Origin of the sequence: Psychrobacillus sp. FSL K6-2365, assembly GCF_038003165.1 — a bacterium.
Lineage (GTDB): Bacteria > Bacillota > Bacilli > Bacillales_A > Planococcaceae > Psychrobacillus > Psychrobacillus psychrodurans.
The window spans coordinates 75,205-100,665 of sequence record NZ_JBBOOO010000001.1; the positions used below are offsets into that span (position 1 = coordinate 75,205).

At 42.4% G+C, this 25,461-nt stretch carries 17 protein-coding genes, 10 tRNA genes and 4 rRNA genes; all 31 read left to right on the forward strand.

Going from position 1 to position 25,461, the window contains the following annotated elements; translation table 11 throughout:
- The first annotated feature begins 191 nt into the window (after positions 1 to 191).
- The 31 genes from tilS to MKY29_RS00510 all read left to right on the forward strand — a co-directional run bounded on the left by tilS (position 192) and on the right by MKY29_RS00510 (position 25,450).
- Positions 192 to 1,583 (forward strand): tRNA lysidine(34) synthetase TilS, encoded by a 1,392-nt coding sequence (gene tilS / locus MKY29_RS00360; RefSeq protein ID WP_340878684.1) that lies wholly within the window; start codon positions 192 to 194, stop codon positions 1,581 to 1,583.
- A gap of 18 nt (positions 1,584 to 1,601) precedes the next feature.
- Positions 1,602 to 2,144, forward strand: a complete 543-nt coding sequence (hpt, locus tag MKY29_RS00365) for a hypoxanthine phosphoribosyltransferase (protein ID WP_090570842.1) — start codon at positions 1,602 to 1,604, stop codon at positions 2,142 to 2,144.
- A gap of 97 nt (positions 2,145 to 2,241) precedes the next feature.
- The gene (ftsH, locus tag MKY29_RS00370; RefSeq protein ID WP_090570845.1) at positions 2,242 to 4,245 is read left to right on the forward strand and encodes an ATP-dependent zinc metalloprotease FtsH; all 2,004 of its coding nucleotides are present in this window, start codon (positions 2,242 to 2,244) and stop codon (positions 4,243 to 4,245) included.
- A gap of 116 nt (positions 4,246 to 4,361) precedes the next feature.
- Positions 4,362 to 5,147, forward strand: a complete 786-nt coding sequence (locus MKY29_RS00375; protein WP_090570848.1) for a type III pantothenate kinase — start codon at positions 4,362 to 4,364, stop codon at positions 5,145 to 5,147.
- Complete coding sequence (hslO, locus tag MKY29_RS00380; protein WP_090570851.1) at positions 5,144 to 6,025, forward strand: Hsp33 family molecular chaperone HslO; 882 nt, start codon at positions 5,144 to 5,146, stop codon at positions 6,023 to 6,025. The genes MKY29_RS00375 and hslO overlap by 4 nt, the downstream gene beginning before the upstream one ends.
- Complete coding sequence (locus MKY29_RS00385; protein WP_340878686.1) at positions 6,009 to 6,932, forward strand: peptidyl-prolyl cis-trans isomerase; 924 nt, start codon at positions 6,009 to 6,011, stop codon at positions 6,930 to 6,932. The genes hslO and MKY29_RS00385 overlap by 17 nt, the downstream gene beginning before the upstream one ends.
- Before the next feature lie 119 nt (positions 6,933 to 7,051).
- A complete protein-coding gene (locus tag MKY29_RS00390) occupies positions 7,052 to 8,431 on the forward strand; it encodes a Glu/Leu/Phe/Val family dehydrogenase (RefSeq protein WP_090570857.1) in 1,380 nt (459 codons plus the stop codon).
- 429 nt (positions 8,432 to 8,860) lie between these two features.
- Positions 8,861 to 9,784 (forward strand): cysteine synthase A, encoded by a 924-nt coding sequence (gene cysK, locus MKY29_RS00395; RefSeq protein WP_340878688.1) that lies wholly within the window; start codon positions 8,861 to 8,863, stop codon positions 9,782 to 9,784.
- Positions 9,785 to 9,981: 197 nt separating this feature from the next.
- Entirely contained in the window at positions 9,982 to 11,361 is a 1,380-nt protein-coding gene (locus tag MKY29_RS00400; protein WP_090570899.1) for a chorismate-binding protein, read from the forward strand.
- Entirely contained in the window at positions 11,358 to 11,948 is a 591-nt protein-coding gene (pabA, locus tag MKY29_RS00405; protein WP_090570863.1) for an aminodeoxychorismate/anthranilate synthase component II, read from the forward strand. Before MKY29_RS00400 ends, pabA begins: the two co-directional genes overlap by 4 nt.
- Positions 11,949 to 12,788: an aminodeoxychorismate lyase gene (pabC, locus tag MKY29_RS00410; protein ID WP_340878689.1), complete on the forward strand. Its 840-nt coding sequence runs from the start codon at positions 11,949 to 11,951 to the stop codon at positions 12,786 to 12,788.
- Complete coding sequence (gene folP, locus MKY29_RS00415) at positions 12,788 to 13,645, forward strand: dihydropteroate synthase (protein ID WP_340880776.1); 858 nt, start codon at positions 12,788 to 12,790, stop codon at positions 13,643 to 13,645. Before pabC ends, folP begins: the two co-directional genes overlap by 1 nt.
- Before the next feature lie 5 nt (positions 13,646 to 13,650).
- The gene (gene folB, locus MKY29_RS00420) at positions 13,651 to 14,016 is read left to right on the forward strand and encodes a dihydroneopterin aldolase (protein ID WP_090570869.1); all 366 of its coding nucleotides are present in this window, start codon (positions 13,651 to 13,653) and stop codon (positions 14,014 to 14,016) included.
- Entirely contained in the window at positions 14,013 to 14,534 is a 522-nt protein-coding gene (gene folK / locus MKY29_RS00425; protein WP_090570872.1) for a 2-amino-4-hydroxy-6-hydroxymethyldihydropteridine diphosphokinase, read from the forward strand. Before folB ends, folK begins: the two co-directional genes overlap by 4 nt.
- Before the next feature lie 2 nt (positions 14,535 to 14,536).
- Positions 14,537 to 14,704 carry a helix-turn-helix domain-containing protein gene (locus MKY29_RS00430; RefSeq protein ID WP_336286020.1) on the forward strand — a complete coding sequence of 56 codons (168 nt, stop codon included), beginning with the start codon at positions 14,537 to 14,539 and terminating at the stop codon, positions 14,702 to 14,704.
- A gap of 2 nt (positions 14,705 to 14,706) precedes the next feature.
- Positions 14,707 to 15,732, forward strand: coding sequence for a tRNA dihydrouridine synthase DusB (gene dusB, locus MKY29_RS00435; protein WP_340878690.1), 1,026 nt, complete (start codon positions 14,707 to 14,709; stop codon positions 15,730 to 15,732).
- 176 nt (positions 15,733 to 15,908) lie between these two features.
- Positions 15,909 to 17,399, forward strand: coding sequence for a lysine--tRNA ligase (gene lysS / locus MKY29_RS00440; RefSeq protein ID WP_340878691.1), 1,491 nt, complete (start codon positions 15,909 to 15,911; stop codon positions 17,397 to 17,399).
- Between the two features lie 398 nt (positions 17,400 to 17,797).
- Positions 17,798 to 19,352, forward strand: a 16S ribosomal RNA gene (locus MKY29_RS00445).
- 234 nt (positions 19,353 to 19,586) lie between these two features.
- A 23S ribosomal RNA gene (locus tag MKY29_RS00450) occupies positions 19,587 to 22,515 on the forward strand.
- A 121-nt stretch (positions 22,516 to 22,636) separates the two neighbouring features.
- A 5S ribosomal RNA gene (rrf, locus tag MKY29_RS00455) occupies positions 22,637 to 22,752 on the forward strand.
- Between the two features lie 24 nt (positions 22,753 to 22,776).
- Positions 22,777 to 22,852, forward strand: a tRNA-Val gene (locus MKY29_RS00460).
- 13 nt (positions 22,853 to 22,865) lie between these two features.
- Positions 22,866 to 22,941 (forward strand) — tRNA-Thr (locus MKY29_RS00465).
- Positions 22,942 to 22,947: 6 nt separating this feature from the next.
- Positions 22,948 to 23,020, forward strand: a tRNA-Lys gene (locus tag MKY29_RS00470).
- Positions 23,021 to 23,044: 24 nt separating this feature from the next.
- Positions 23,045 to 23,129, forward strand: a tRNA-Leu gene (locus tag MKY29_RS00475).
- A gap of 17 nt (positions 23,130 to 23,146) precedes the next feature.
- A tRNA-Gly gene (locus MKY29_RS00480) sits at positions 23,147 to 23,221 on the forward strand.
- A 15-nt stretch (positions 23,222 to 23,236) separates the two neighbouring features.
- A tRNA-Leu gene (locus MKY29_RS00485) sits at positions 23,237 to 23,325 on the forward strand.
- A 15-nt stretch (positions 23,326 to 23,340) separates the two neighbouring features.
- Positions 23,341 to 23,417 (forward strand) — tRNA-Arg (locus tag MKY29_RS00490).
- Positions 23,418 to 23,422: 5 nt separating this feature from the next.
- Positions 23,423 to 23,499, forward strand: a tRNA-Pro gene (locus tag MKY29_RS00495).
- Positions 23,500 to 23,512: 13 nt separating this feature from the next.
- Positions 23,513 to 23,588 (forward strand) — tRNA-Ala (locus MKY29_RS00500).
- 136 nt (positions 23,589 to 23,724) lie between these two features.
- Positions 23,725 to 25,279: ribosomal RNA gene (locus MKY29_RS00505) — 16S ribosomal RNA — on the forward strand.
- The 16S, 23S and 5S rRNA genes sit together here with 10 tRNA genes alongside, the layout of an rRNA operon.
- A gap of 94 nt (positions 25,280 to 25,373) precedes the next feature.
- Positions 25,374 to 25,450, forward strand: a tRNA-Ile gene (locus tag MKY29_RS00510).
- Positions 25,451 to 25,461 lie beyond the last annotated feature (11 nt).

Here is a 25,461-nt window from a genome sequence, read left to right on the forward strand (position 1 = left end):
AAGCGGAAGCGCCTATTTGGGGAATACAGTCTAAGAACGAGACATCATGTCGCAACGACTGCATGACCCCCATCCTGTGCGCCTCTTCTTAAGCTCTTGAGAAGTAAAAGCGAGTGATGAGTAAATGTCCGCCTAGTCCACGTACTGACGGACTATTTACCAGAAGAATGATCAATAATTGAGGTGAAAAGATGCATCCTTTTATTAAAAAAGTGAAAAAGTATATAGATAAGTATCGGTTGATTCAAAGTGGGGAGCGTCTTCTTTTAGCTTGTTCTGGTGGAGCAGATTCCATTGCTGTGGTCCTTATATTTCATGAACTTAAAGAAATATATAACGTACAGCTAGGGATTGTTCACACGGACCACCAGCTTCGCGGAGAAGAGTCTGCCGAAGATATGCAATTCGTAGAACAAGTAGCTACAAGGTTGGACGTACCTTTCTATGGAACTACACTTGAAGTGCCTTCTAGAATGGAGGTAGAGGGTGGAAATGTTCAGGTAATATGTCGTGAGGAACGGTACGCTTACTTTGACACTGTTATGAAGCAAGAGCATTTTGATAAGTTGGTCCTTGGGCATCATGCAGATGATCAAATTGAAACAATAATTATGTCATTAGTAAGAGGTTCTTTGGCGTCTTCTCTTACAGGAATCCCGATAACAAGACCCTTTTCTAATGGAAGTATCATTCGCCCGTTCCTATGTGTGACGAAAGAAGAGATTTTGGATTTTGTTCAGTTTAAGGAGCAATCCTTCAGACATGATCCTAGTAACGATAAACATACATATACAAGAAATCGTTTACGTCATACCGTGTTACCTCTTCTACGTCAAGAAAATTTGCATGTGGCAGATAGTATCCGAACGTTCGTAGAAAAACAACAACAAGATGATACTTTTTTACAGACACTTGCTAAAGAAAAATTTGATCAGCTTGTGACAATTAAAAGCAAATCGAGCTTTTTTATGGATACAAAACAGTTTAGCGAAGTCCCAGTTGCTTTACAAAGAAGAGTGATTCTAATACTATTAAAGTATCTGTATGATAGCTCCAATACGCTATTAAATAATCGCCTAATTGAATCCATTTTAACTGTTTGTAATGAGCAGGATGGTAATGCAGTGATTCATTTGCCCAAAGATTTTTTCCTCATACGTCATTACAGTCAAGTTCAGTTTTCCTCAAAACCGCTACAATCTCTACCATTTCAAAGTCAAATAATTGATGAAGATTGTTGGAGAGCAGTTGGTGCTGGTTATTCTATATACCTGACTAGAAACTTAAACGAGCAGGTTCCTTCCGATGAAAAATGGTTTATCCAACTGGAAAATGATTCTTTACCTCTTTCTGTACGACCGAAAATGGAAGGAGATCGAATACATTTAAAAGGGATGTCTACTCAAAAAAAAGTTTCACGATTGTTTATTGATGAAAAAGTTTCGACCGAAGAACGAGTGGTTTGGCCAATACTTGTATCTGCTAAAAATGATATAATGGCTGTAATAGGTCTTCGTTACGGGTCTCAATTTGAAAAGAATAGAAATACGCAAAACTTTGTATTACACGTAAAGAGTTATTAACCCATAGGAGGATTAACCATGTTAGAAAAGGATATTTTAGAAGTCTTGTTATCTGAGGATCAAATCAATCAAAAAACACGTGAATTAGGAGCCTTGTTAACGGAGGAGTACAAAGATCAGTACCCACTTGCAATTGGGATTTTAAAAGGTGCAATGCCTTTCATGTCCGATTTGATGAAACGTGTAGATACATATATTGAAATGGATTATATGGATGTATCTAGTTATGGAAATGCAACTGTTTCTTCTGGAGAAGTTAAAATTGTAAAAGATTTAAACACAAGTGTTGAAGGTCGAGACATTCTAATAATCGAAGACATCATCGATAGTGGGATGACATTAAGTTACTTAGTTGATCTTTTCAAATATCGTAAAGCAAAATCGATTAAGATCGTTACATTATTAGACAAACCAACTGGTAGAAAAGTAGACTTAAAAGCTGATTTCGTTGGCTTTGAAGTACCAGATGCATTTGTAGTTGGATACGGTTTAGATTATGCAGAAAAGTATCGTAACTTACCATATGTAGGCGTATTGAAGAAAGAAGTTTATAGTTTTTAGTTTTTACCCTAGTTTGGAAGGCTTTTCATTGTACGTCCAAAAATTCGTGTGATAAGATTATCATTAGTTTTTTGTTTACCTTGTGAGGAGGCTGGGAATGAATCGAGCATTGCGCTACGCCATATTATACTTATTAATATTTTTTGTGATCGTTGGGATTTTTGCTACGTTTAATACGAGTAATACAACAACCAAAAATATTAGTTTTAACGAATTTATGACTTCTTTAGAAAAAGGAGAAATAACAACTGTTGATTTACAACCTGATGCGGGTGTGTATTACGCTGAAGGTGAAATGAAAGGCTATAAAGAAGGAGAGAAATATTTAGCGATTCTCCCTTATAATAGCGAAGAACTACAAACGAAAATTTATACGTTGGCAACATCCAATTCTGTAGACGTGGAATACAAAGAAACGCCTAAAACAAGTGGTTGGGTTCAATTCTTCACAGGATTATTGCCGTTCTTAATTATTATTATTTTATTCTTCTTCTTATTAAGCCAATCACAAGGCGGTGGTAACCGCGTGATGAACTTCGGTAAGAGTAAAGCGAAGTTGTACGATAATGATAAGAAAAAAGTTAGATTTAATGATGTTGCTGGTGCAGATGAAGAAAAAGCTGAACTAGTGGAAGTAGTAGATTTCTTAAAAGATCCACGTAAATTCGTGGAAATTGGAGCTCGTATACCTAAAGGGATTCTTTTAGTAGGTCCTCCGGGTACTGGTAAAACATTACTTGCTCGTGCAGTTGCGGGTGAATCAGGTGTGCCGTTCTTCTCTATAAGTGGATCGGACTTCGTTGAAATGTTTGTCGGAGTAGGAGCTTCTCGTGTTCGTGATTTATTTGAAAATGCGAAGAAAAATGCACCTTGTATTATCTTTATTGATGAAATTGATGCAGTTGGTCGTCAACGTGGTGCAGGTCTTGGTGGAGGTCACGATGAACGTGAGCAAACACTAAACCAATTACTTGTTGAAATGGATGGTTTCGGTGCAAATGAAGGTATTATTATCGTTGCTGCAACAAATAGACCAGACGTTTTAGACCCGGCACTTCTTCGTCCAGGCCGTTTTGACCGTCAAATTACTGTAGGTCGCCCAGACGTTAAAGGTCGTGAAGCGGTACTTCGAGTACATGCTCGTAATAAGCCACTTGACGAGTCAGTGGACTTAAAAGCGATTGCACAACGCACACCAGGATTTTCTGGAGCAGACTTAGAGAACTTATTAAACGAAGCAGCTCTAGTAGCGGCTAGAAGAGATAAGAAAAAAGTTGATATGCGAGATATTGATGAAGCTACGGACAGAGTTATTGCAGGTCCGGCTAAATCAGGAAAAGTCATCTCTGAAAAAGAACGAAATATTGTTGCATACCATGAAGCAGGACATGTGGTTGTTGGTTTAACTTTAGACGATGCTGAAATCGTACATAAAGTGACGATTGTTCCTCGTGGTCAAGCAGGTGGCTACGCAGTAATGCTTCCTAAAGAAGATCGCTATTTCATGACAAAACCAGAGTTACTAGATAAAATTTCTGGATTACTTGGTGGTCGTGTAGCTGAGGATATTATTTTCGGTGAAGTTTCTACCGGAGCTCATAATGATTTCCAACGCGCAACGGGCATTGCTAGAAAAATGGTTACAGAATATGGAATGAGTGACAAGCTTGGACCAATGCAATTCGGTCAAGCACAAGGGGGCAATGTCTTCTTAGGTCGTGACTTCAACTCAGAACAAAACTATTCAGATGCAATTGCTTATGAAATTGATCAAGAAATGCAAACAATGATTAAAGATCAATATGCTCGTACGAAACAAATATTAACGGAAAAACGTGAATTATTAACATTAATCGCTAAAACGTTATTAGAGGTAGAGACACTAGATGCTGCTCAGATTAAACATCTAGAAGAGCATGGTACACTTCCTGAACGCTCATATGATGAGTTAGATCAAAAAGCAGCTATTGAGCTTAAAAAAGAAGAAGAAGTATCGGATGCAGTAGGTGCTCCTGCTGATCCATCTATTAGTGATTTGCCAAAAGAAGAAGGTTCACTGAAAGAAGTAGAAAGCCCAGTTCAAGAAGAACGTAGAGATTAATAGATAAGAATAAAAGCTGATTGTCTCCTTTATACTCGAGGCAATCAGCTTTTTTCTTGGTCTCTTTATATGGTATGATGTGTGGGAAACTCAACAAAAAAGTGAGGAAAAGCTAGATGATACTTGTCTTAGATACGGGAAATACTAATATTGTTTTAGGGGTTTACGAAAGTGATAAGCTAATCCATCACTGGCGAATGGAGACAGATCGTTTGAAAACAGAAGACGAATATGGGATGCAGGTTAAAGCGTTGTTTTCTCATGCTGCTATCTCTTTCGATCAAATAGAGGGCATTATTATTTCTTCTGTAGTTCCACCTATTATGTTTTCCTTAGAAGCGATGTGCAAAAAATATTTTGGTATAAAACCACTTGTAGTAGGTCCAGGAGTAAAAACTGGACTAAATATTAAGTATGAGAATCCACGCGAGGTTGGAGCGGATCGTATAGTAAATGCAGTAGCTGCAATTCATGAATATGGAAGTCCATTAATCATTGTAGATTTCGGAACTGCTACAACCTATTGTTTTATCAATGAACACGGAGAGTACATGGGCGGAGCAATTGCTCCAGGTATCGGTATCTCAACAGAAGCCCTTTTTAATAGAGCTAGTAAGCTTCCACGTATAGAGTTGACAACACCTGAGAGTGTTATTGGGAAAAACACGGTTGCTGCAATGCAAGCGGGAATAGTGTACGGTTATGTAGGGCAAGTTGAGGGTATAGTGAATCGCATGAAAAAAGTATCTAAGAAAAATCCTAAAGTTATAGCTACAGGTGGTATGGCTTCCTTAATTGGGGGCGAAACTACTATAATGGATGTTATTGATCCATTCTTAACATTGAAGGGTTTATATTTGATATATCAAAGAAATAATGATGAAAGAGGTAATAATAGATGAGTGATTATTTAGTAAGAGCTTTAGCTTTTGAAGGAAGTGTACGTGCATTTGCGGCTCGTACAACTGATACAGTAGGAGAAGGACAAAGACGTCACGGCACTTGGCCGACTGCATCTGCTGCACTTGGAAGGTCGATGACAGCTGCGCTAATGATGGGCGCTATGCTAAAAGGTGAAGATAAGATAACGGTGAAAGTAGAAGGTAATGGTCCGATTGGTCCAATGATTATAGATAGTAATGCAAAAGGAGAAGTACGTGGCTATGTGACTAATCCTCAAACCCACTTCGATTTAAATGAGCATGGAAAATTAGATGTTCGACGTGCTGTAGGAACAGAAGGTACCCTTACAATTGTAAAAGATTTGGGCATGAGAGACTTTTTTACTGGACAAGTGCCGATTGTTTCGGGTGAAATTGGCGAAGACTTCACCTATTATTTTGCTGTTTCGGAACAGGTTCCTTCATCCGTTGGACTTGGAGTGCTTGTAAATCCGGACAACTCTATTTTGGCTGCTGGAGGGTTTATAATTCAACTAATGCCTGGAATAGATGATGAAACAATTACAGTGATTGAGGAACATTTGTCTAATATGGAACCCGTTTCAAAACTAATCGAAAGAGGCTTAACTCCGGAAGAAATACTATTTGAAATTTTAGGTAAAGATAATGTGCAAATATTAGACTCTGCTCCTGTATCATTTGAATGTAATTGTTCCAAAGAAAGATTTGGGAATGCCATTATCACGCTTGGTGAAAAGGAAATTCGCGATATGATTGAAGAAGATGGAGGAGCAGAAGCACACTGTCATTTCTGTATGGAGAAATACAATTACTCAGTAGATGAATTGGAGTCATTTATCGATGAAATCAACGCGTAATTATGATAATGCCCCAACTAAAAAACGTCTAAAAACTAAGCCGGTACTAGTTGTGATGAGTATCCTTTTAATAGGTAATCTGTTGTGGTTTATCGCATGGTTAATACCAAATAATACGAATAAGACCGATGATTCAGAGGAAGTGGCATCCGTAGAAGGTAAAGTTATTACGAAGGAACAATGGATGGCTTCTATGGAGTCCATTTATGGGAAAGAAGTATTGCTAGATATGGTGAATGCAGAGGTTATGGAAGCTGCAGCTAAAAAATATAAGATTAAAGTAACGGATTCGGAAGTAGACTTAGAACTCGCTTTAATCCGTTCTACACAAGAAGGTACTTCCTTACAATCCTATGATGAGAAGGTTGTGCGCAAGGATATTCGCTCTCGCTTAATTTTAGAAAAAGTATTAGCCAAGGATATTGTTATTGAAGATGAGACAATCAAAGAGTTCTATGAAAATAACAAAAATCTTTACAATACTTCGACCTCATATCGAACAAGTATCATTTATGTCAATACAGAAGCTGAAGCAAACGAAGTTGTGGATGAGCTAGAAAATGGTTCATCATTTGAGGGACTAGCCAGAGAACGATCTGCTGATGCAAGTTCGGCAAGTCTCGGTGGGGACATCGGTTACGTGTCAGAAGGAAATGAATCGGTGGATGAAGCTTTAGTTAGTGCAATTCAGAATCTAGATAAAGATAAATGGAGTAAACCAATCGCTTTAAGTGACGGTAGATTTGCCGTATCAATGGTGAAAAGTGTATTTAAAGGTCAATCCTTTTCATATGCCGATGTAAAAGACCATATTCGAAGAGAACTTGCACTTGACCAGTTGCCACAATCGGTTACCCAAGAGGCTTTTTGGAAGGAATTCGATGCAGACTGGGTTTATAGTAAATGATTAATAGAACTATAGTATCTTTCTAAAAGAATAGCTGACTTATCCATACCCTTCCGTTTAATTCAACAATGGAAGGGTATAACTTTTGTGTGAATAAATAATTCATGGAGGTGGAAAGGATGAGTCAAGTGTCCCATCCAATTGTCAAGGAAGCACTTGGAGTATTATTAAAGAAGGAAGATTTTCTTCCAACCTGTAAAGGTGAATATAGAGAACAAGCATTTAAGTCGATGGAAGCGATTTTATCTACACCAAATCAGATTCACAAAGCGTATATTCGAATGCCAATGGAAAAGGGTGAAATTGTCCGAATACCAGCATTTCGGGTTCAGCACAATAATGCGCTAGGTCCATATAAAGGTGGAATTCGGTTTCATGAATCGGTTAATGAACACGAGGTTGTTAATCTTTCTTTTCTAATGACATTAAAGAACGCTCTTCATAATGTTCCTTATGGTGGAGGAAAGGGTGGCATTGTCATCAATCCAAAGGCATTAACTGAAAAAGAATTGCACATACTTTCCGTTAAATTTGTCCGTAATTTCAATGATGTATTAGGACCTGATAAAGACATACCTGCACCTGATGTAGGCTCGGGCGAACGTGAAATGGATTGGATGATGGCTGAATATAAAAAAATAAATCATGGTCAACCTTATCTTGGGAGTTTCACGGGCAAGAGTGTTGCCAACGGAGGTTCACTTGGTCGAAGAGAAGCAACAGGCAAAGGTGTCTACTTTACATTCCGATATCTAATACATGACTTTGTGAATAAAAATAAAGCAAGTATGAACAGTGGAGATAATATATTTGCTAAAACAGCACTTGAATATGCTGGTAAACCTTTAACAATGGCTATACAGGGCTTTGGTAATGTAGGTTCAGTTACTGCACTAGAGGCGTATCGTTGTGAAAAATTACAAAATAAAGTTATAGCAGTTAGTGATCGCAATGTGACACTTATTAATGAGGACGGTCTGGATATTCCAACTTTAGTAGAGTTTACAGCTAACAATAAAGGAGATCTTCCTGTATCAAAGGAACAACTAGAATCTATCGGTGTTAAAGCAAATGTAGAAACGCGTGAGTCAATTCTGACAATGGATATAGATGTGCTCTTCTTAGCGGCCTTAGAGGATCAAATTCATCAAGATAACTGGAAAGACATTAAGGCACCAATCATAGTAGAAGGGGCTAATGCACCAATCACCCAGGAAGCGGACAAGGAACTTGCGAAAAAAGGGGTTGTCATTATTCCTGATATTCTTGCGAATGCAGGTGGTGTAATTGTCTCCTATTTGGAATGGTTACAAGGCAGAGAAACACAGTTCATGACTGAAGAGGATGTTTTTCAAAAGCTATTTGAAAAAATGAGCGAAACGATGGAAACGATACTCCCTCAATACTTTTCAGATCCGTTTGCTTTACGTCAAAATGCCTTTATACACGCGGTCTCCAGACTTTCAGAGGTGCTGTATAGACAAGGTAAATTATATTAAAAACACTTCTAGAGACCATCTTTGTAATATAGATGGTCTCTAGTTGTGAAGTATAAAGTACTTTCTATGCTTTTGTTAGCATAGGGGTTGATATCGTCTAAACTTTTATTTATATGAACAATAACTGTGCATTACACCTTTAAAAAAACATCGATGATGAAAATGACATTCGATTTATTTAAGGAGATCATAGGCACGTGAAATCACTATGCAATGCTTTGAAATTATATATAAATCCTCTGATTCAAAAAACTATTGGTCGGATTATCCTTGATGCTGGTTATATATAAATCACTCAACAAGCGGTTAGTGGATGTATTTGGCTAAATATTTAAAATATTATTATGTGACTTTATTGACAATTCTTCTATTTCATTGGTATGATAAAAAATAAAACCTATTAGACAAGTAGGGATTGGGAGTGGGAAAATGACGAAGTTAGCGCAATCTGTATTGGATTTAATCGGAAAGACACCAATCGTAAAATTAAACCGTGTAGTAAACCCTGAGGATGCAGAAGTATACGTAAAATTAGAATACTTTAACCCAGGTAGTAGCGTGAAAGATCGTATTGCATTTGCCATGATCCAAGCTGCTGAAAAAGATGGGAAATTAAAAGAAACTGGTACAATTATTGAACCTACAAGTGGTAATACTGGTATTGGTCTTGCGATGATTGCGGCAGCGAAAGGGTATAACGCTGTTTTAGTTATGCCTGACACGATGAGCTTAGAGCGTAGAAACTTACTTCGAGCATACGGAGCTGATCTTATACTGACTCCTGGAGCCGATGGTATGAAAGGTGCTATTGCAAAAGCAGAGGAACTTGCAAACGAAAATGGCTGGTTTATGCCACAGCAATTCAATAACGAAGCGAATCCAGAAATACATCGTTTAACAACAGGACCTGAAATCGTGGAAGCATTTGACCAGTTAGATGGCTTTGTTTCGGGTATCGGTACTGGTGGAACAATTACTGGAGCTGGAGCTGTGTTAAAAGAGAAATTCCCGGACATCCATATTGCGGCTGTAGAACCTACAGATTCTAATATTTTATCTGGTGGTAAACCAGGTCCTCATAAAATTCAAGGTATTGGTGCGGGATTTGTACCAGAAGTTCTTGATACAAAGCTTTATGACTCCATTATTGAAGTAACCAATGATGATGCATATGCAACTTCTCGTGAGGTAGCGAAGTCAGAAGGGGTACTAGGAGGAGTTTCTGCAGGTGCAGCAATCTACGCGGCTCTTCAGCTAGCTAAAAAGCTCGGAAAAGGTAAGAAAGTATTAGCGATTATTCCAGATAATGGAGAGCGTTACTTAAGCACACCTCTATACCAATTCGAAGATTAATAGCAAACGAATAGAAAATGTAAAGAGAGGGAGCAGATAATGCTTCCTCTCTTTTTTTGTATAACAGTCATGTGGAGCTTTAGTAAATTCCTTTTTTCTAGTGGCGAAAAGTAGTAGTTTCAAGTTAAGATGAAGTCAAATCGTTTTTAGGGGGATTTGAGGAATTGGATATCAAACTGGAAACACATACTTTTCATATGTCGAAAGATGCTTTTTTCTATGCATATAAAACACTAACAAAAGATGAGTCGTATAATGTATTTTTAGAAAGTGGCAGGGGTGGTCGCTTATCTGTTGCAGCTTGGAATCCAATAGCTGTTGCTAAATCGGTAGATAGTGATCTGCATATTCTCTGGAGAGGTGGAGAGCAAGAAGTTCGTGGAGGAGAAGCGCTAGAGAATCTAGAAAAGCTTGTATCTAATTATAAATTGCCGTTTCAGCAGGACTTACCAGACTTTCAAGGTGGAGCAATAGGTTTTGTTAGCTATGATTATGCAAGAAAAATAGAAGTTTTGCCGAATCTAGCTAAAGATGATTTGCATATACCGGATATCTATTTCCATGTATATGATTGCTGGGCAGTGTTAGATGTTGAAACAGAGATAGTCACTTTAATGAAGTTATCTACATGTGATGTGGATTTAGTGGAACTAGAGAAAGAATATATGGAAGCTGCTAAAAAAGGAATAGATTTAAGGTTATTCTATCCTGGGGCTGCAATGGAAATAGCGGAAGATAATTCTGAATTAAGTGTATCGGTAAGCTCAAGTGAGTTTGAGTCTGCCGTACTGAGAATCCAACAATATATAGCGCAAGGTGACATTTTTCAAGTCAACTTATCTGTAAGACAATCAAAGCAATTGAAAGTAAGTCCTATAACGATGTATGAGGCGCTACGTGCATTCAATCCTTCACCATACATGGTCTATATACAAGCGCCGGAATTTTCGGTTGTCTCTGGGTCACCCGAATTATTAGTGAAGAAAAAAGGAACCGAGTTATCTACGAGACCAATAGCTGGGACAAGACCACGTGGTAAAAGTAATGAGGAAGATATTTCTTTAGCAAATGAACTGATAGAAAACGAAAAAGAACGGGCAGAGCATGTTATGCTTGTCGACCTGGAGCGAAACGACCTCGGTCGTGTTTCCTCTTATGGAACAGTGGAAGTGGATGAGTTCATGGTTATTGAAAGATACTCCCATGTAATGCATATTGTCTCTAATGTAAAAGGGACACTTCGTTCGAACACATCTAACGCAGAGATCATTCGGGCGATGTTCCCAGGAGGCACAATCACAGGAGCACCTAAAATTAGAACAATGGAGATAATTGAAGAGCTAGAGCCGGTTCGTAGAGGATTATATACGGGATCAATTGGTTGGTTAGGATTTTCAGGAGACTTAGAATTTAATATTGTGATCCGCACCGCGTTTATTCAAGATGGGATAGCACATATTCAAGCGGGGGCGGGTATTGTTATTGACTCTCTACCGGGTGCGGAATACATGGAATCTTTAAATAAAGCAAAAGCATTATGGCAGGCGAAGGCGATGGCAGAAGGAGTGCACAAATGATTTTAATGATTGATAACTACGATTCGTTTACGTACAATCTCGTTCAATATATTGGAGAGTTAGGAATTGAAGTGAAGGTGGCCCGTAATGACGAGCTAACCATAGACGTTATTCAAGCGATAAATCCTCAAGTCATCGTTGTATCACCTGGTCCGTGTACACCAAATGAAGCAGGTATTAGTTTGGAGGTAATCAGCCATTTTGCAGGAAAAATTCCCATTTTGGGTGTTTGTTTAGGTCATCAGGCTATTGGACAAGCATTTGGTGGAAAGGTTATCCGTGCTGATAGATTAATGCATGGGAAAGTGTCCCCAGTTTTTCATAATAGCGAAGGTGTAAATGCCGATATGCCAAATCCTTTTAGGGCAACAAGATATCATTCCTTACTGGTGGAGAGAGAATCGTTACCCGGATGTTTGGAGATAACAGCTTGGACAGAAGAAGGAGAAATTATGGGACTTCGCCATAAAAAATATGCAGTAGAGGGCGTTCAATACCACCCAGAGTCAATTATGACGGAGGAAGGGAAAAAGATTATCCGTAACTTTGTTGAAACTTATAGTTTAACTGCAAAGGAGAGCAGATAAATGGATGCTTGGAAAGATGGAAGGCTTTACGGGGCGGAGGATTTAGTGGTCTCTGCATATGACCATGGTTTTTTATATGGACTTGGCTTTTTTGAGACATTCCGGACATACAATGGGCAAGTTTTTTTATGGGATGCTCACTGGAATAGGTTGAGTCGGGCACTTGAGGATTTTCGAGTAGCAATGCCGTATGAAGAACGCGATATATTATCTGCTGTAGAAGCACTCACAGCTGCGAACGATATGGAGGATGGTTATTTTCGCTTGAATATTTCTGCTGGCATCCATGACATTGGTCTTCAACCGACGCATTATAAGAAGCCAACTGTTATTTTATATCGGAAGGCATTACATATCGCACCTAGGGGCACAGAAAAATCTGCGGTCTGGCTAGATACAATAAGAAATACTCCAGAAAGTGGTATACGTCATAAATCGCACCACTATGCCAATAACGTCCACGCTAGGTTTGAAGTAGAGTCGCTAGCTTCTTGTGAAGGTTTCTTCCTAACGTCGGAAGGATTTGTAGCAGAGGGGATAACTTCGAATATCTTCTGGTCAAGTAATGGAAAGGTATATACTCCATCTTTGGAAACAGGTATTTTAGCGGGTACAACTCGGGAGTGGATGATGAACTGTTCTTTGTTTGAAATAGAAGAAGGTTTCTTCACGAAAGAAGTATTAGAAAAGGCAGATGAGGTTTTCATTACAAATGCAGTACAAGAAATCATTCCGATTAAGCAAATAGAGGGAATTCGGTTTTTGGGTAACACTGGAGCTGTTTATAAGGCGTTACACGAAGCCTATACAAGATGCATACAGTTAGAAAGGATTGAATGATGAATTTACATAATAATAGTGGCAGATTTGAAGCAGGTGGAGTTACATTAAACTTCGACAAGGAAACAATTGTAATGGGCATACTGAATGTTACTCCAGATTCTTTTTCGGACGGTGGTAAGTTTAATGATATAGAAGCAGCTGTTACAAGAGCAAAGCAAATGGTAGCGGATGGTGCAAAAATTATAGATGTCGGCGGCGAGTCTACTAGACCTGGCTATACACTTATCACAGATGAAGAGGAAATCGCCCGTGTTGTACCTGTCATTAAAGCAATAAGGGCAGAGGTAAATGCAGTAATCTCCATTGATACATATAAATCAGCAGTTGCAAAAGCTGCGATAATCGCAGGTGCACATGTGATAAATGATATTTGGGGAGCGAAGAGAGAACCTAAAATAGCAAAAGTTGCTGCAGAATATGGCGTTCCGATAATATTGATGCACAATAGGGACAATGAAGAGTATACAGATTTCTGGTCTAATGCGAAACAAGATCTAGTAGAGAGTATTCAAATAACGAAAGCTGCTGGAGTTCCAGATGGGCATATATGGCTTGATCCAGGAATTGGCTTTGCCAAATCAACAACACAAAATATTTTGATGATGCAGCATTTAAATGAATTAGTAGATATGGGCTACCCTGTGCTATTGGCAACATCGCGCAAACGATTAATCGGAAATGTATTGAATCTTCCTGTCGATGAACGGATGGAAGGAACTGGAGCAACAGTTTGTTATGGTGTTCAGGTTGGATGTCATATGGTACGAGTACATGATGTAAAAGAAATGTCTCGTATGACAAAAATGATGGATGTGTTGACTGGGAAAGTGCACTATACAGAAAGTGAGGCTTAATCTAAATGGATTATATACATTTGAATGATTTAGAATTTTACGGATTTCACGGAGCGTTACCAGAGGAAACGAAGCTAGGTCAAATTTTTCGGGTGACCATCACCTTAGCGTGTGATTTAAAAAGAGCTGGTGAAACCGATAATTTAGAGGAAACTGTAAATTACGCAGAGGTTTTTGAATTATGCAAAGAAATAGTAGAAGGTAGACCATATTTATTAATAGAAGCAGTTGCGGAAAAAATTGCTTCGTCTATCTTGCATACATATGCAGCCAAGGTTAGTGGCTGTCGTATCCAATTGGTAAAACCGAACCCCCCAATTGTCGGACACTATGCTTCTGTAGCTGTCGATATTACTAGAGGGACATTATGATGAACACTGTTTTTATATCGCTTGGGTCAAATATAGGGAATCGTTTTGGGTATCTTCAGCAGGCGGTAGGTTTGTTGCAACAGGTCGAACAGGTGAATGTAGTCAATGTATCTTCAGTTTATGAGACAGACCCGGTTGGGTATGAGGAGCAAGCGGCATTTTTGAATATGGTAGTGGAAATCGAAACTTTATTGACTCCGCATGAAATATTAAAAAAGTGCAATGAAATAGAGGCTGGACTAGGGCGGACTAGAGAGATTCATTGGGGACCTCGAACCGTAGACCTTGACATTTTGTTGTATAATGAAGAGAATATGAAAACGGCGGACCTTATTATCCCACATCCTCGGATGATGGAAAGAGGTTTCGTGCTTATACCTCTTGTGGAATTACAAGCTAATTTAGTAGATCCACAATCTAAGCGGTTAATATCAGATGTTGCGCATGTTCAGAAAGAAGGCGTCCATTTATGGAAAACATTCGATGGGGTCGGCGCATTCGTGCATTTCGCAGGTTAAAAATGGTAAAGCAAGTTGAACTTGCAAAAGAAATGGATATGTCTGTGTCTATACTTGGTCAAATAGAGCAAGGTAAACGAGTTCCGAGTGAAGAGCAATTAGAAAAAATTGCCTCGTTACTTCATATACAAGTAGGAGAATTAAAGGGAGAAACAAAGGTAGGTGAATAATGATGACAAATGCATCAACAAAACCATTTAAAATAGGTAATCACGTAATGGATAACCGAGTAGTGTTAGCACCAATGGCTGGAATTTGTAACTCTGCATTCCGATTGACTGTAAAAGAATTTGGAGCGGGTTTAGTATATGCGGAGATGATCTCTGACAAAGGAATCGTACAAAAAAACGAAAAAACATTGAGCATGCTTTATATTGACGAGCGTGAAAATCCGCTGTCACTTCAAATTTTCGGTGGAGAAAAAGAAACACTTGTAGAGGCAGCTAAATATGTTGACCAACATACGTCAGCGGATATCATTGATATCAACATGGGCTGCCCCGTCAACAAAATCATTAAGTGTGAAGCGGGAGCTAGAATGCTTCTGGATCCTAACAAGATTTATGAAATGGTAGCGGCAGTAGTGGATAGCGTTAAAAAGCCTGTTAGTGTTAAAATGCGTACTGGTTGGGATGAAGAACATCTTTATATGGTGGAAAACGCCCAAGCAATCGAGCGTGCTGGTGGATCAGCGATAGCTGTACATGGTCGTACACGCGTTCAAATGTATGAAGGCCATGCAAATTGGGATTTAATACGTCAAGTGAAAGAGGCGGTGGATATTCCTGTTATCGGAAATGGTGACGTAAATACACCTCAAGATGCAAAACGTATGCTAGATGAAACGGGCGTAGATGCAGTGATGATTGGTCGCGCAGCACTTGGTGATCCATGGATGATTTATCGTACGGTAGAGTACTTGGAATCTGGTCTGCTAAAACCAGAACCTACAGTACAAGAAAAGATGGACATATGCTTACTTCACTTTGATCGCTTAGTGGCTTTAAAAGGTGAAAATATAGCAGTTAGAGAAATGCGCAAACATGCATCTTGGTACTTAAAAGGTATTCGCGGAAATGGAACAGCAAGAAACAAGATTAACCAAACAGAATCTGCACAAGAGTTAAGAGACTATTTGCGTTTCTTTGCAGAAGAATCTTCTAAAGAATATGAAGATGTAAAATCTATCGTGATCTAATTGTAAAACAAAGGGCTGTCACTATAGGTGGCAGCTTTTTTCGTTGCGATTAAATAACAGAATAATAGAAAAAGTTTTCTTCTATTAGAAAAAGATGATTAGAATGCAGAAATTGTGTACAATAAATGCAACGTGAAATGTAATTGCGGATAATAGGTAGTGGAGGAGTGACGAATATGTCTAATATGGAAGAATTAAACGATCAACTTTTGGTGAGAAGACAAAAGATGACTGCAATACAAGAAAAAGGGCTAGATGCTTTTGGTAGTAAATTCGTGCGTTCACATTTAAGTAATGAAGTAGTTACTGAGTTCGATCAATATACAAAAGAACAACTAGAAGAAAATCTACATGAAGTAGTCATTGCTGGTCGTATTATGACTAAGCGTGGAAAAGGGAAAGCCGGATTTGCTCATATTCAAGATCTTGGTGGCCAAATTCAAATTTATGTACGTAAAGATGCAATTGGTGATGATGCATACGAATTATTTAATACTGCTGACCTAGGTGATATCGTTGGTGTCCGTGGAAATGTATTCCGTACACAAGTTGGAGAGCTATCTGTAAAAGCGACTGAATTTACTTTCCTAACAAAATCTCTACGCCCGATGCCAGAGAAATTCCATGGCTTAAAAGATGTGGAGCAACGTTACCGTCAACGCTACTTAGATTTAATGACAAGTGAAGAAAGTAAAAATACGTTTATTACTAGAAGTCGTATAATTCGTGCTATGCGTCGTTACTTAGATAACGAAGGTTATTTAGAGGTGGAGACACCAATGCTACATACAATAGCAGGTGGAGCAGCAGCTCGTCCTTTCATCACTCATCATAATGCGCTAGATATGGAACTATATATGCGTATCGCAATTGAATTGCACTTAAAACGCCTTATTGTTGGTGGGTTAGAGAAAGTGTATGAAATTGGTCGAGTATTCCGTAATGAAGGGGTCTCTACGCGTCATAACCCAGAGTTTACAATGATTGAATTATATGAGGCTTATGCAGACTACAATGATATTATGAATTTAACGGAGAACCTAGTTGCTCATGTAGCCCAAGATGTTTTAGGGACGACTACAGTAACTTACGGAGAAGATCAGATTAATCTTGCTCCAGGTTGGAGACGTTGGCATATGGCTGATGCGGTGAAAGAAACTACGGGTGTTGATTTCTGGGCAGAGCTAACGAAGGAAGAGGCACACGCATTAGCTAAGGAACATGGAGTAGAAGTGAAACCTTCTATGGAAGTAGGACATGTGTTAAATGAATTCTTCGAACAAAAAGTAGAAGAAACATTAGTGCAACCAACATTTATCTTTGGTCATCCAGTAGAAGTATCGCCACTTGCGAAGAAAAATCCAGAAGACGGTCGATTTACTGATCGCTTTGAATTATTTATCGTACGTCGTGAACATGCAAATGCTTTTACAGAGTTAAACGATCCTATTGATCAGCGTCAGCGTTTTGAAGCACAAATGGTAGAAAAAGAAGCTGGTAACGATGAAGCTCATGAAATGGATGAAGATTTCTTAGAAGCGTTGGAATATGGTATGCCGCCAACAGGTGGTCTTGGTATCGGAATAGACCGATTAGTGATGTTGTTAACTAATTCAGCATCTATCCGTGATGTACTGTTATTCCCAACAATGCGTCATAAAGATTAAGATAGAAGAATGTGAATTGGGAGTTACTACTATTGGTAGTGGCTCTCTTTTTATAATTCCGCTACATATTGTGTATATTACGAGCTTTAAAAGTTTTTTATAAAAAGTTGAGAAAACCACTTGCCATAACTATTTACAGGTGGTATAGTTATCAAGTTGTCATTTTCATTAGTGACTTACACGAAAAACAAATAAAAAAAGTTGTTGACAACGATATCGAGATTTGATATGATATTAAAGTCGCCAAAACGACATAACGAACTGAACATTGAAAACTGAACATGCAAAACGTTAAGACATACAGCCTATCAACTAACTTTGTTAGTCTGATAGCAAAACAATTTTGACATCATTTAATGATGATGCCAGCAAAACAAAATGAGCTTTTTAAGTTCTCTATTATGGAGAGTTTGATCCTGGCTCAGGACGAACGCTGGCGGCATGCCTAATACATGCAAGTCGAGCGAATGACGAAGAAGCTTGCTTCTTCTGATTTAGCGGCGGACGGGTGAGTAACACGTGGGCAACCTGCCCTGTAGATTGGGATAACTCCGGGAAACCGGGGCTAATACCGAATAATCCATTTCCTCACATGGGGAGATGTTAAAAGACGGCATCTCGCTGTCACTACAGGATGGGCCCGCGGCGCATTAGCTAGTTGGTGAGGTAACGGCTCACCAAGGCGACGATGCGTAGCCGACCTGAGAGGGTGATCGGCCACACTGGGACTGAGACACGGCCCAGACTCCTACGGGAGGCAGCAGTAGGGAATCTTCCACAATGGACGAAAGTCTGATGGAGCAATGCCGCGTGAGTGAAGAAGGTTTTCGGATCGTAAAACTCTGTTGTGAGGGAAGAACAAGTACGAGAGTAACTGCTCGTACCTTGACGGTACCTCATTAGAAAGCCACGGCTAACTACGTGCCAGCAGCCGCGGTAATACGTAGGTGGCAAGCGTTGTCCGGAATTATTGGGCGTAAAGCGCGCGCAGGCGGTCCTTTAAGTCTGATGTGAAATCCCACGGCTCAACCGTGGAAGGTCATTGGAAACTGGGGGACTTGAGTACAGAAGAGGAAAGCGGAATTCCAAGTGTAGCGGTGAAATGCGTAGAGATTTGGAGGAACACCAGTGGCGAAGGCGGCTTTCTGGTCTGTAACTGACGCTGAGGCGCGAAAGCGTGGGGAGCAAACAGGATTAGATACCCTGGTAGTCCACGCCGTAAACGATGAGTGCTAAGTGTTAGGGGGTTTCCGCCCCTTAGTGCTGCAGCTAACGCATTAAGCACTCCGCCTGGGGAGTACGGTCGCAAGACTGAAACTCAAAGGAATTGACGGGGGCCCGCACAAGCGGTGGAGCATGTGGTTTAATTCGAAGCAACGCGAAGAACCTTACCAGGTCTTGACATCCCGCTGACCGGCCTAGAGATAGGCTTTTCCCTTCGGGGACAGCGGTGACAGGTGGTGCATGGTTGTCGTCAGCTCGTGTCGTGAGATGTTGGGTTAAGTCCCGCAACGAGCGCAACCCTTGATCTTAGTTGCCAGCATTCAGTTGGGCACTCTAAGGTGACTGCCGGTGATAAACCGGAGGAAGGTGGGGATGACGTCAAATCATCATGCCCCTTATGACCTGGGCTACACACGTGCTACAATGGACGGTACAGAGGGTCGCAACCCCGCGAGGGTGAGCAAATCCCATAAAACCGTTCTCAGTTCGGATTGTAGGCTGCAACTCGCCTACATGAAGCCGGAATCGCTAGTAATCGTGGATCAGCATGCCACGGTGAATACGTTCCCGGGCCTTGTACACACCGCCCGTCACACCACGAGAGTTTGTAACACCCGAAGTCGGTGGGGTAACCCTTACGGGAGCCAGCCGCCGAAGGTGGGACAGATGATTGGGGTGAAGTCGTAACAAGGTAGCCGTATCGGAAGGTGCGGCTGGATCACCTCCTTTCTAAGGATAATATCGGAATACGAATCTTTATTCGTATCTTAACGTTTTGCAGTTCAGTTTTGAATGTTCATTTTTATATGAAGATTCAACTCTTGCTCCTGCGATTACTCGTCGCAAAGTGAGCAAACCTTTGTTCTTTGAAAACTGGATAAAACGACATTGAAACAATAAACAACAAGAAATTCTGTTGTGATTATTTACGTAATCACAACGTGTAAGACTTTTTAACTTTTAGGTTAAGTTAATAAGGGCGCACGGTGAATGCCTTGGCACTAGGAGTCGACGAAGGACGGCACTAACACCGATATGCTTCGGGGAGCTGTAAGTGAGCTTTGATCCGGAGATTTCCGAATGGGGAAACCCACTGTTCGTAATGGAGCAGTACATTTGCGTGAATACATAGCGCATCTGAGACACACCCAGGGAACTGAAACATCTAAGTACCTGGAGGAAGAGAAAGAAAAATCGATTCCCTGAGTAGCGGCGAGCGAAACGGGAATAGCCCAAACCAAGAGGCTTGCCTCTTGGGGTTGTAGGACACTCTACATAGAGTTACAAAGGAATGAGTTAGACGAAGCGATCTGGAAAGGTCCGCAGGATAGGGTAAAAGCCCCGTAGTCCAAAATTCATTCTCTCTTGAGTGTATCCTGAGTACGGCGGAACACGTGAAATTCCGTCGGAATCCGGGAGGACCATCTCCCAAGGCTAAATACTACCTAGTGACCGATAGTGAACCAGTACCGTGAGGGAAAGGTGAAAAGCACCCCGGAAGGGGAGTGAAATAGATCCTGAAACCGTGTGCCTACAAGTAGTTAGAGCCCGTTAATGGGTGATAGCGTGCCTTTTGTAGAATGAACCGGCGAGTTACGATTACATGCAAGGTTAAGTTGAGAAGACGGAGCCGCAGCGAAAGCGAGTCTGAATAGGGCGAATGAGTATGTGGTCGTAGACCCGAAACCAGGTGATCTACCCATGTCCAGGATGAAGGTAAGGTAACACTTACTGGAGGTCCGAACCCACGCACGTTGAAAAGTGCGGGGATGAGGTGTGGGTAGCGGAGAAATTCCAATCGAACCTGGAGATAGCTGGTTCTCTCCGAAATAGCTTTAGGGCTAGCCTCAAACGTTAGAATCTTGGAGGTAGAGCACTGTTTGGACTAGGGGCCCATCCCGGGTTACCGAATTCAGACAAACTCCGAATGCCAATGATTTATGTTTGGGAGTCAGACTGCGAGTGATAAGATCCGTAGTCAAGAGGGAAACAGCCCAGACCACCAGCTAAGGTCCCAAAGTATTTGTTAAGTGGAAAAGGATGTGGCGTTGCTTAGACAACCAGGATGTTGGCTTAGAAGCAGCCATCATTTAAAGAGTGCGTAATAGCTCACTGGTCGAGTGACGCTGCGCCGAAAATGTATCGGGGCTAAACAAATCACCGAAGCTGTGGATTGATACCTTTGGTATCAGTGGTAGGAGAGCGTTCTAAGGGCGTTGAAGTCAGACCGGAAGGACTGGTGGAGCGCTTAGAAGTGAGAATGCCGGTATGAGTAGCGAAAGACGGGTGAGAATCCCGTCCACCGTATGACTAAGGTTTCCTGAGGAAGGCTCGTCCGCTCAGGGTTAGTCGGGACCTAAGCCGAGGCCGATAGGCGTAGGCGATGGATAACAGGTTGATATTCCTGTACCACCAAACCACCGTTTGAGTAATGGGGGGACGCAGAAGGATAGGGTAAGCATGCTGTTGGTTATGCATGTCCAAGCAGTAAGGTGTGAATGTAGGCAAATCCGCATTCTGTAACATTGAGCTGTGATGGCGAGGACGTATGTCCGGAGTTCCTGATTTCACACTGCCAAGAAAAGCCTCTAGCGAGGTGATAGGTGCCCGTACCGCAAACCGACACAGGTAGTCGAGGAGAGAATCCTAAGGTGAGCGAGAGAACTCTCGTTAAGGAACTCGGCAAAATGACCCCGTAACTTCGGGAGAAGGGGTGCTCTTTTGGGTGCATAGCCTAGAAGAGCCGCAGTGAATAGGCCCAGGCGACTGTTTAGCAAAAACACAGGTCTCTGCAAAACCGTAAGGTGAAGTATAGGGGCTGACGCCTGCCCGGTGCTGGAAGGTTAAGAGGAGTGCTTAGCGCAAGCGAAGGTGCGAATTGAAGCCCCAGTAAACGGCGGCCGTAACTATAACGGTCCTAAGGTAGCGAAATTCCTTGTCGGGTAAGTTCCGACCCGCACGAAAGGCGTAACGATCTGGGCACTGTCTCAACGAGAGACTCGGTGAAATTATAGTACCTGTGAAGATGCAGGTTACCCGCGACAGGACGGAAAGACCCCGTGGAGCTTTACTATAGCTTGATATTGAATTTTGGTGCAACTTGTACAGGATAGGCAGGAGCCTTAGAGCCCGGAGCGCCAGCTTCGGAGGAGGCGTCGGTGGGATACTGCCCTGGTTGTATTGAAATTCTAACCCATACCCGTAACCCGGGTAGGAGACAGTGTCAGGCGGGTAGTTTGACTGGGGCGGTCGCCTCCTAAAGTGTAACGGAGGCGCCCAAAGGTTCCCTCAGAATGGTTGGAAATCATTCGAAGAGTGTAAAGGCAGAAGGGAGCTTGACTGCGAGACCTACAAGTCGAGCAGGGTCGAAAGACGGGCTTAGTGATCCGGTGGTTCCGCATGGAAGGGCCATCGCTCAACGGATAAAAGCTACCCCGGGGATAACAGGCTTATCTCCCCCAAGAGTCCACATCGACGGGGAGGTTTGGCACCTCGATGTCGGCTCATCGCATCCTGGGGCTGTAGTCGGTCCCAAGGGTTGGGCTGTTCGCCCATTAAAGCGGTACGCGAGCTGGGTTCAGAACGTCGTGAGACAGTTCGGTCCCTATCCGTCGTGGGCGTAGGAAATTTGAGAGGAGCTGTCCTTAGTACGAGAGGACCGGGATGGACACACCGCTGGTGTACCAGTTGTTCTGCCAAGAGCATCGCTGGGTAGCTATGTGTGGACGGGATAAGTGCTGAAAGCATCTAAGCACGAAGCCCCCCTCAAGATGAGATTTCCCATTACGCAAGTAAGTAAGATCCCTCAAAGACGATGAGGTAGATAGGTTCGGGGTGGAAGCGTGGCGACACGTGCAGCTGACGAATACTAATCGATCGAGGACTTAACCAAATTTTGTTTAACGTAACAATGTCGTTTATCCAGTTTTGAAAGAATAAATTTTTTATTAAATAACCCTTGAAAAATTCTACAGAGTTGTTATAATAAAGCATGTCTTTCAAAAGTATTCAAGTCTAGTGATGATGGCGAAGAGGTCACACCCGTTCCCATACCGAACACGGAAGTTAAGCTCTTCAGCGCCGATGGTAGTTGGGGGTCTCCCCCTGTGAGAGTAGGACGTCGCTGGGCTTGTAATAAAATTATATTTCCCATGGAGGATTAGCTCAGCTGGGAGAGCATCTGCCTTACAAGCAGAGGGTCGGCGGTTCGAGCCCGTCATCCTCCACCATATATTTACTCCTGCCGGAGTAGCTCAACTGGTAGAGCAACTGACTTGTAATCAGTAGGTTGAGGGTTCAAGTCCTTTCTCCGGCACCATTTTTAGAGCCATTAGCTCAGTTGGTAGAGCATCTGACTTTTAATCAGAGGGTCGTAGGTTCGAATCCTACATGGCTCATCACTTTTTAAGTGAATTATGTATGCGGGTGTGGCGGAACTGGCAGACGCACTAGACTTAGGATCTAGCGCCGCAAGGCGTGGGGGTTCGACTCCCTTCACCCGCACCATTTAATTTAATAACCGAGCGGAAGTAGTTCAGTGGTAGAACACCACCTTGCCAAGGTGGGGGTCGCGAGTTCGAACCTCGTCTTCCGCTCCAAAGATTCATTAAAGTGCCGGGGTGGCGGAACTGGCAGACGCACAGGACTTAAAATCCTGCGGTAGGTGACTACCGTACCGGTTCGATTCCGGTCCTCGGCACCACTTTTATGAAATATTGCGCTCGTAGCTCAATTGGATAGAGCACTTGACTACGAATCAAGAGGTTGCAGGTTCGAGTCCTGCCGAGCGCACCATATAACGGGAAGTAGCTCAGCTTGGTAGAGCACTTGGTTTGGGACCAAGGGGTCGCAGGTTCGAATCCTGTCTTCCCGACCAGTTATTACTTTTTGGGGCCTTAGCTCAGCTGGGAGAGCGCCTGCCTTGCACGCAGGAGGTCAGCGGTTCGATCCCGCTAGGCTCCACCATGAACATTGAAAACTGAACATGCAAAACGTTAAGACATACAGCCTATCAACTAACTTTGTTAGTCTGATAGCAAAACAATTTTGACATCATTTAATGATGATGCCAGCAAAACAAAATGAGCTTTTTAAGTTCTCTATTATGGAGAGTTTGATCCTGGCTCAGGACGAACGCTGGCGGCATGCCTAATACATGCAAGTCGAGCGAATGACGAAGAAGCTTGCTTCTTCTGATTTAGCGGCGGACGGGTGAGTAACACGTGGGCAACCTGCCCTGTAGATTGGGATAACTCCGGGAAACCGGGGCTAATACCGAATAATCCATTTCCTCACATGGGGAGATGTTAAAAGACGGCATCTCGCTGTCACTACAGGATGGGCCCGCGGCGCATTAGCTAGTTGGTGAGGTAACGGCTCACCAAGGCGACGATGCGTAGCCGACCTGAGAGGGTGATCGGCCACACTGGGACTGAGACACGGCCCAGACTCCTACGGGAGGCAGCAGTAGGGAATCTTCCACAATGGACGAAAGTCTGATGGAGCAATGCCGCGTGAGTGAAGAAGGTTTTCGGATCGTAAAACTCTGTTGTGAGGGAAGAACAAGTACGAGAGTAACTGCTCGTACCTTGACGGTACCTCATTAGAAAGCCACGGCTAACTACGTGCCAGCAGCCGCGGTAATACGTAGGTGGCAAGCGTTGTCCGGAATTATTGGGCGTAAAGCGCGCGCAGGCGGTCCTTTAAGTCTGATGTGAAATCCCACGGCTCAACCGTGGAAGGTCATTGGAAACTGGGGGACTTGAGTACAGAAGAGGAAAGCGGAATTCCAAGTGTAGCGGTGAAATGCGTAGAGATTTGGAGGAACACCAGTGGCGAAGGCGGCTTTCTGGTCTGTAACTGACGCTGAGGCGCGAAAGCGTGGGGAGCAAACAGGATTAGATACCCTGGTAGTCCACGCCGTAAACGATGAGTGCTAAGTGTTAGGGGGTTTCCGCCCCTTAGTGCTGCAGCTAACGCATTAAGCACTCCGCCTGGGGAGTACGGTCGCAAGACTGAAACTCAAAGGAATTGACGGGGGCCCGCACAAGCGGTGGAGCATGTGGTTTAATTCGAAGCAACGCGAAGAACCTTACCAGGTCTTGACATCCCGCTGACCGGCCTAGAGATAGGCTTTTCCCTTCGGGGACAGCGGTGACAGGTGGTGCATGGTTGTCGTCAGCTCGTGTCGTGAGATGTTGGGTTAAGTCCCGCAACGAGCGCAACCCTTGATCTTAGTTGCCAGCATTCAGTTGGGCACTCTAAGGTGACTGCCGGTGATAAACCGGAGGAAGGTGGGGATGACGTCAAATCATCATGCCCCTTATGACCTGGGCTACACACGTGCTACAATGGACGGTACAGAGGGTCGCAACCCCGCGAGGGTGAGCAAATCCCATAAAACCGTTCTCAGTTCGGATTGTAGGCTGCAACTCGCCTACATGAAGCCGGAATCGCTAGTAATCGTGGATCAGCATGCCACGGTGAATACGTTCCCGGGCCTTGTACACACCGCCCGTCACACCACGAGAGTTTGTAACACCCGAAGTCGGTGGGGTAACCCTTACGGGAGCCAGCCGCCGAAGGTGGGACAGATGATTGGGGTGAAGTCGTAACAAGGTAGCCGTATCGGAAGGTGCGGCTGGATCACCTCCTTTCTAAGGATAATATCGGAATGCGAATCTTTATTCGTATCTTAACGTTTTGCAGTTCAGTTTTGAATGTTCATATTAATATATGGAAATTCAAAGAGGGCCTATAGCTCAGCTGGTTAGAGCGCACGCCTGATAAGCGTGAGGTCGATGGTTCGAGTCCATTTAGGCCCACCATACCCTTTTTT

Excerpts from the sequence above, each read along its gene's own strand:
- tilS (WP_340878684.1), top strand. The coding sequence starts at position 192 with ATGCATCCTTTTATTAAAAAAGTGAAAAAGTATATAGATAAGTATCGG.
- hpt (WP_090570842.1), top strand. The coding sequence starts at position 1,602 with ATGTTAGAAAAGGATATTTTAGAAGTCTTGTTATCTGAGGATCAAATC.
- ftsH (WP_090570845.1), top strand. The coding sequence starts at position 2,242 with ATGAATCGAGCATTGCGCTACGCCATATTATACTTATTAATATTTTTT.
- MKY29_RS00375 (WP_090570848.1), top strand. The coding sequence starts at position 4,362 with ATGATACTTGTCTTAGATACGGGAAATACTAATATTGTTTTAGGGGTT.
- hslO (WP_090570851.1), top strand. The coding sequence starts at position 5,144 with ATGAGTGATTATTTAGTAAGAGCTTTAGCTTTTGAAGGAAGTGTACGT.
- MKY29_RS00385 (WP_340878686.1), top strand. The coding sequence starts at position 6,009 with ATGAAATCAACGCGTAATTATGATAATGCCCCAACTAAAAAACGTCTA.
- MKY29_RS00390 (WP_090570857.1), top strand. The coding sequence starts at position 7,052 with ATGAGTCAAGTGTCCCATCCAATTGTCAAGGAAGCACTTGGAGTATTA.
- cysK (WP_340878688.1), top strand. The coding sequence starts at position 8,861 with ATGACGAAGTTAGCGCAATCTGTATTGGATTTAATCGGAAAGACACCA.
- MKY29_RS00400 (WP_090570899.1), top strand. The coding sequence starts at position 9,982 with ATGTCGAAAGATGCTTTTTTCTATGCATATAAAACACTAACAAAAGAT.
- pabA (WP_090570863.1), top strand. The coding sequence starts at position 11,358 with ATGATTTTAATGATTGATAACTACGATTCGTTTACGTACAATCTCGTT.
- pabC (WP_340878689.1), top strand. The coding sequence starts at position 11,949 with ATGGATGCTTGGAAAGATGGAAGGCTTTACGGGGCGGAGGATTTAGTG.
- folP (WP_340880776.1), top strand. The coding sequence starts at position 12,788 with ATGAATTTACATAATAATAGTGGCAGATTTGAAGCAGGTGGAGTTACA.
- folB (WP_090570869.1), top strand. The coding sequence starts at position 13,651 with ATGGATTATATACATTTGAATGATTTAGAATTTTACGGATTTCACGGA.
- folK (WP_090570872.1), top strand. The coding sequence starts at position 14,013 with ATGATGAACACTGTTTTTATATCGCTTGGGTCAAATATAGGGAATCGT.
- MKY29_RS00430 (WP_336286020.1), top strand. The coding sequence starts at position 14,537 with ATGGTAAAGCAAGTTGAACTTGCAAAAGAAATGGATATGTCTGTGTCT.
- dusB (WP_340878690.1), top strand. The coding sequence starts at position 14,707 with ATGACAAATGCATCAACAAAACCATTTAAAATAGGTAATCACGTAATG.
- lysS (WP_340878691.1), top strand. The coding sequence starts at position 15,909 with ATGTCTAATATGGAAGAATTAAACGATCAACTTTTGGTGAGAAGACAA.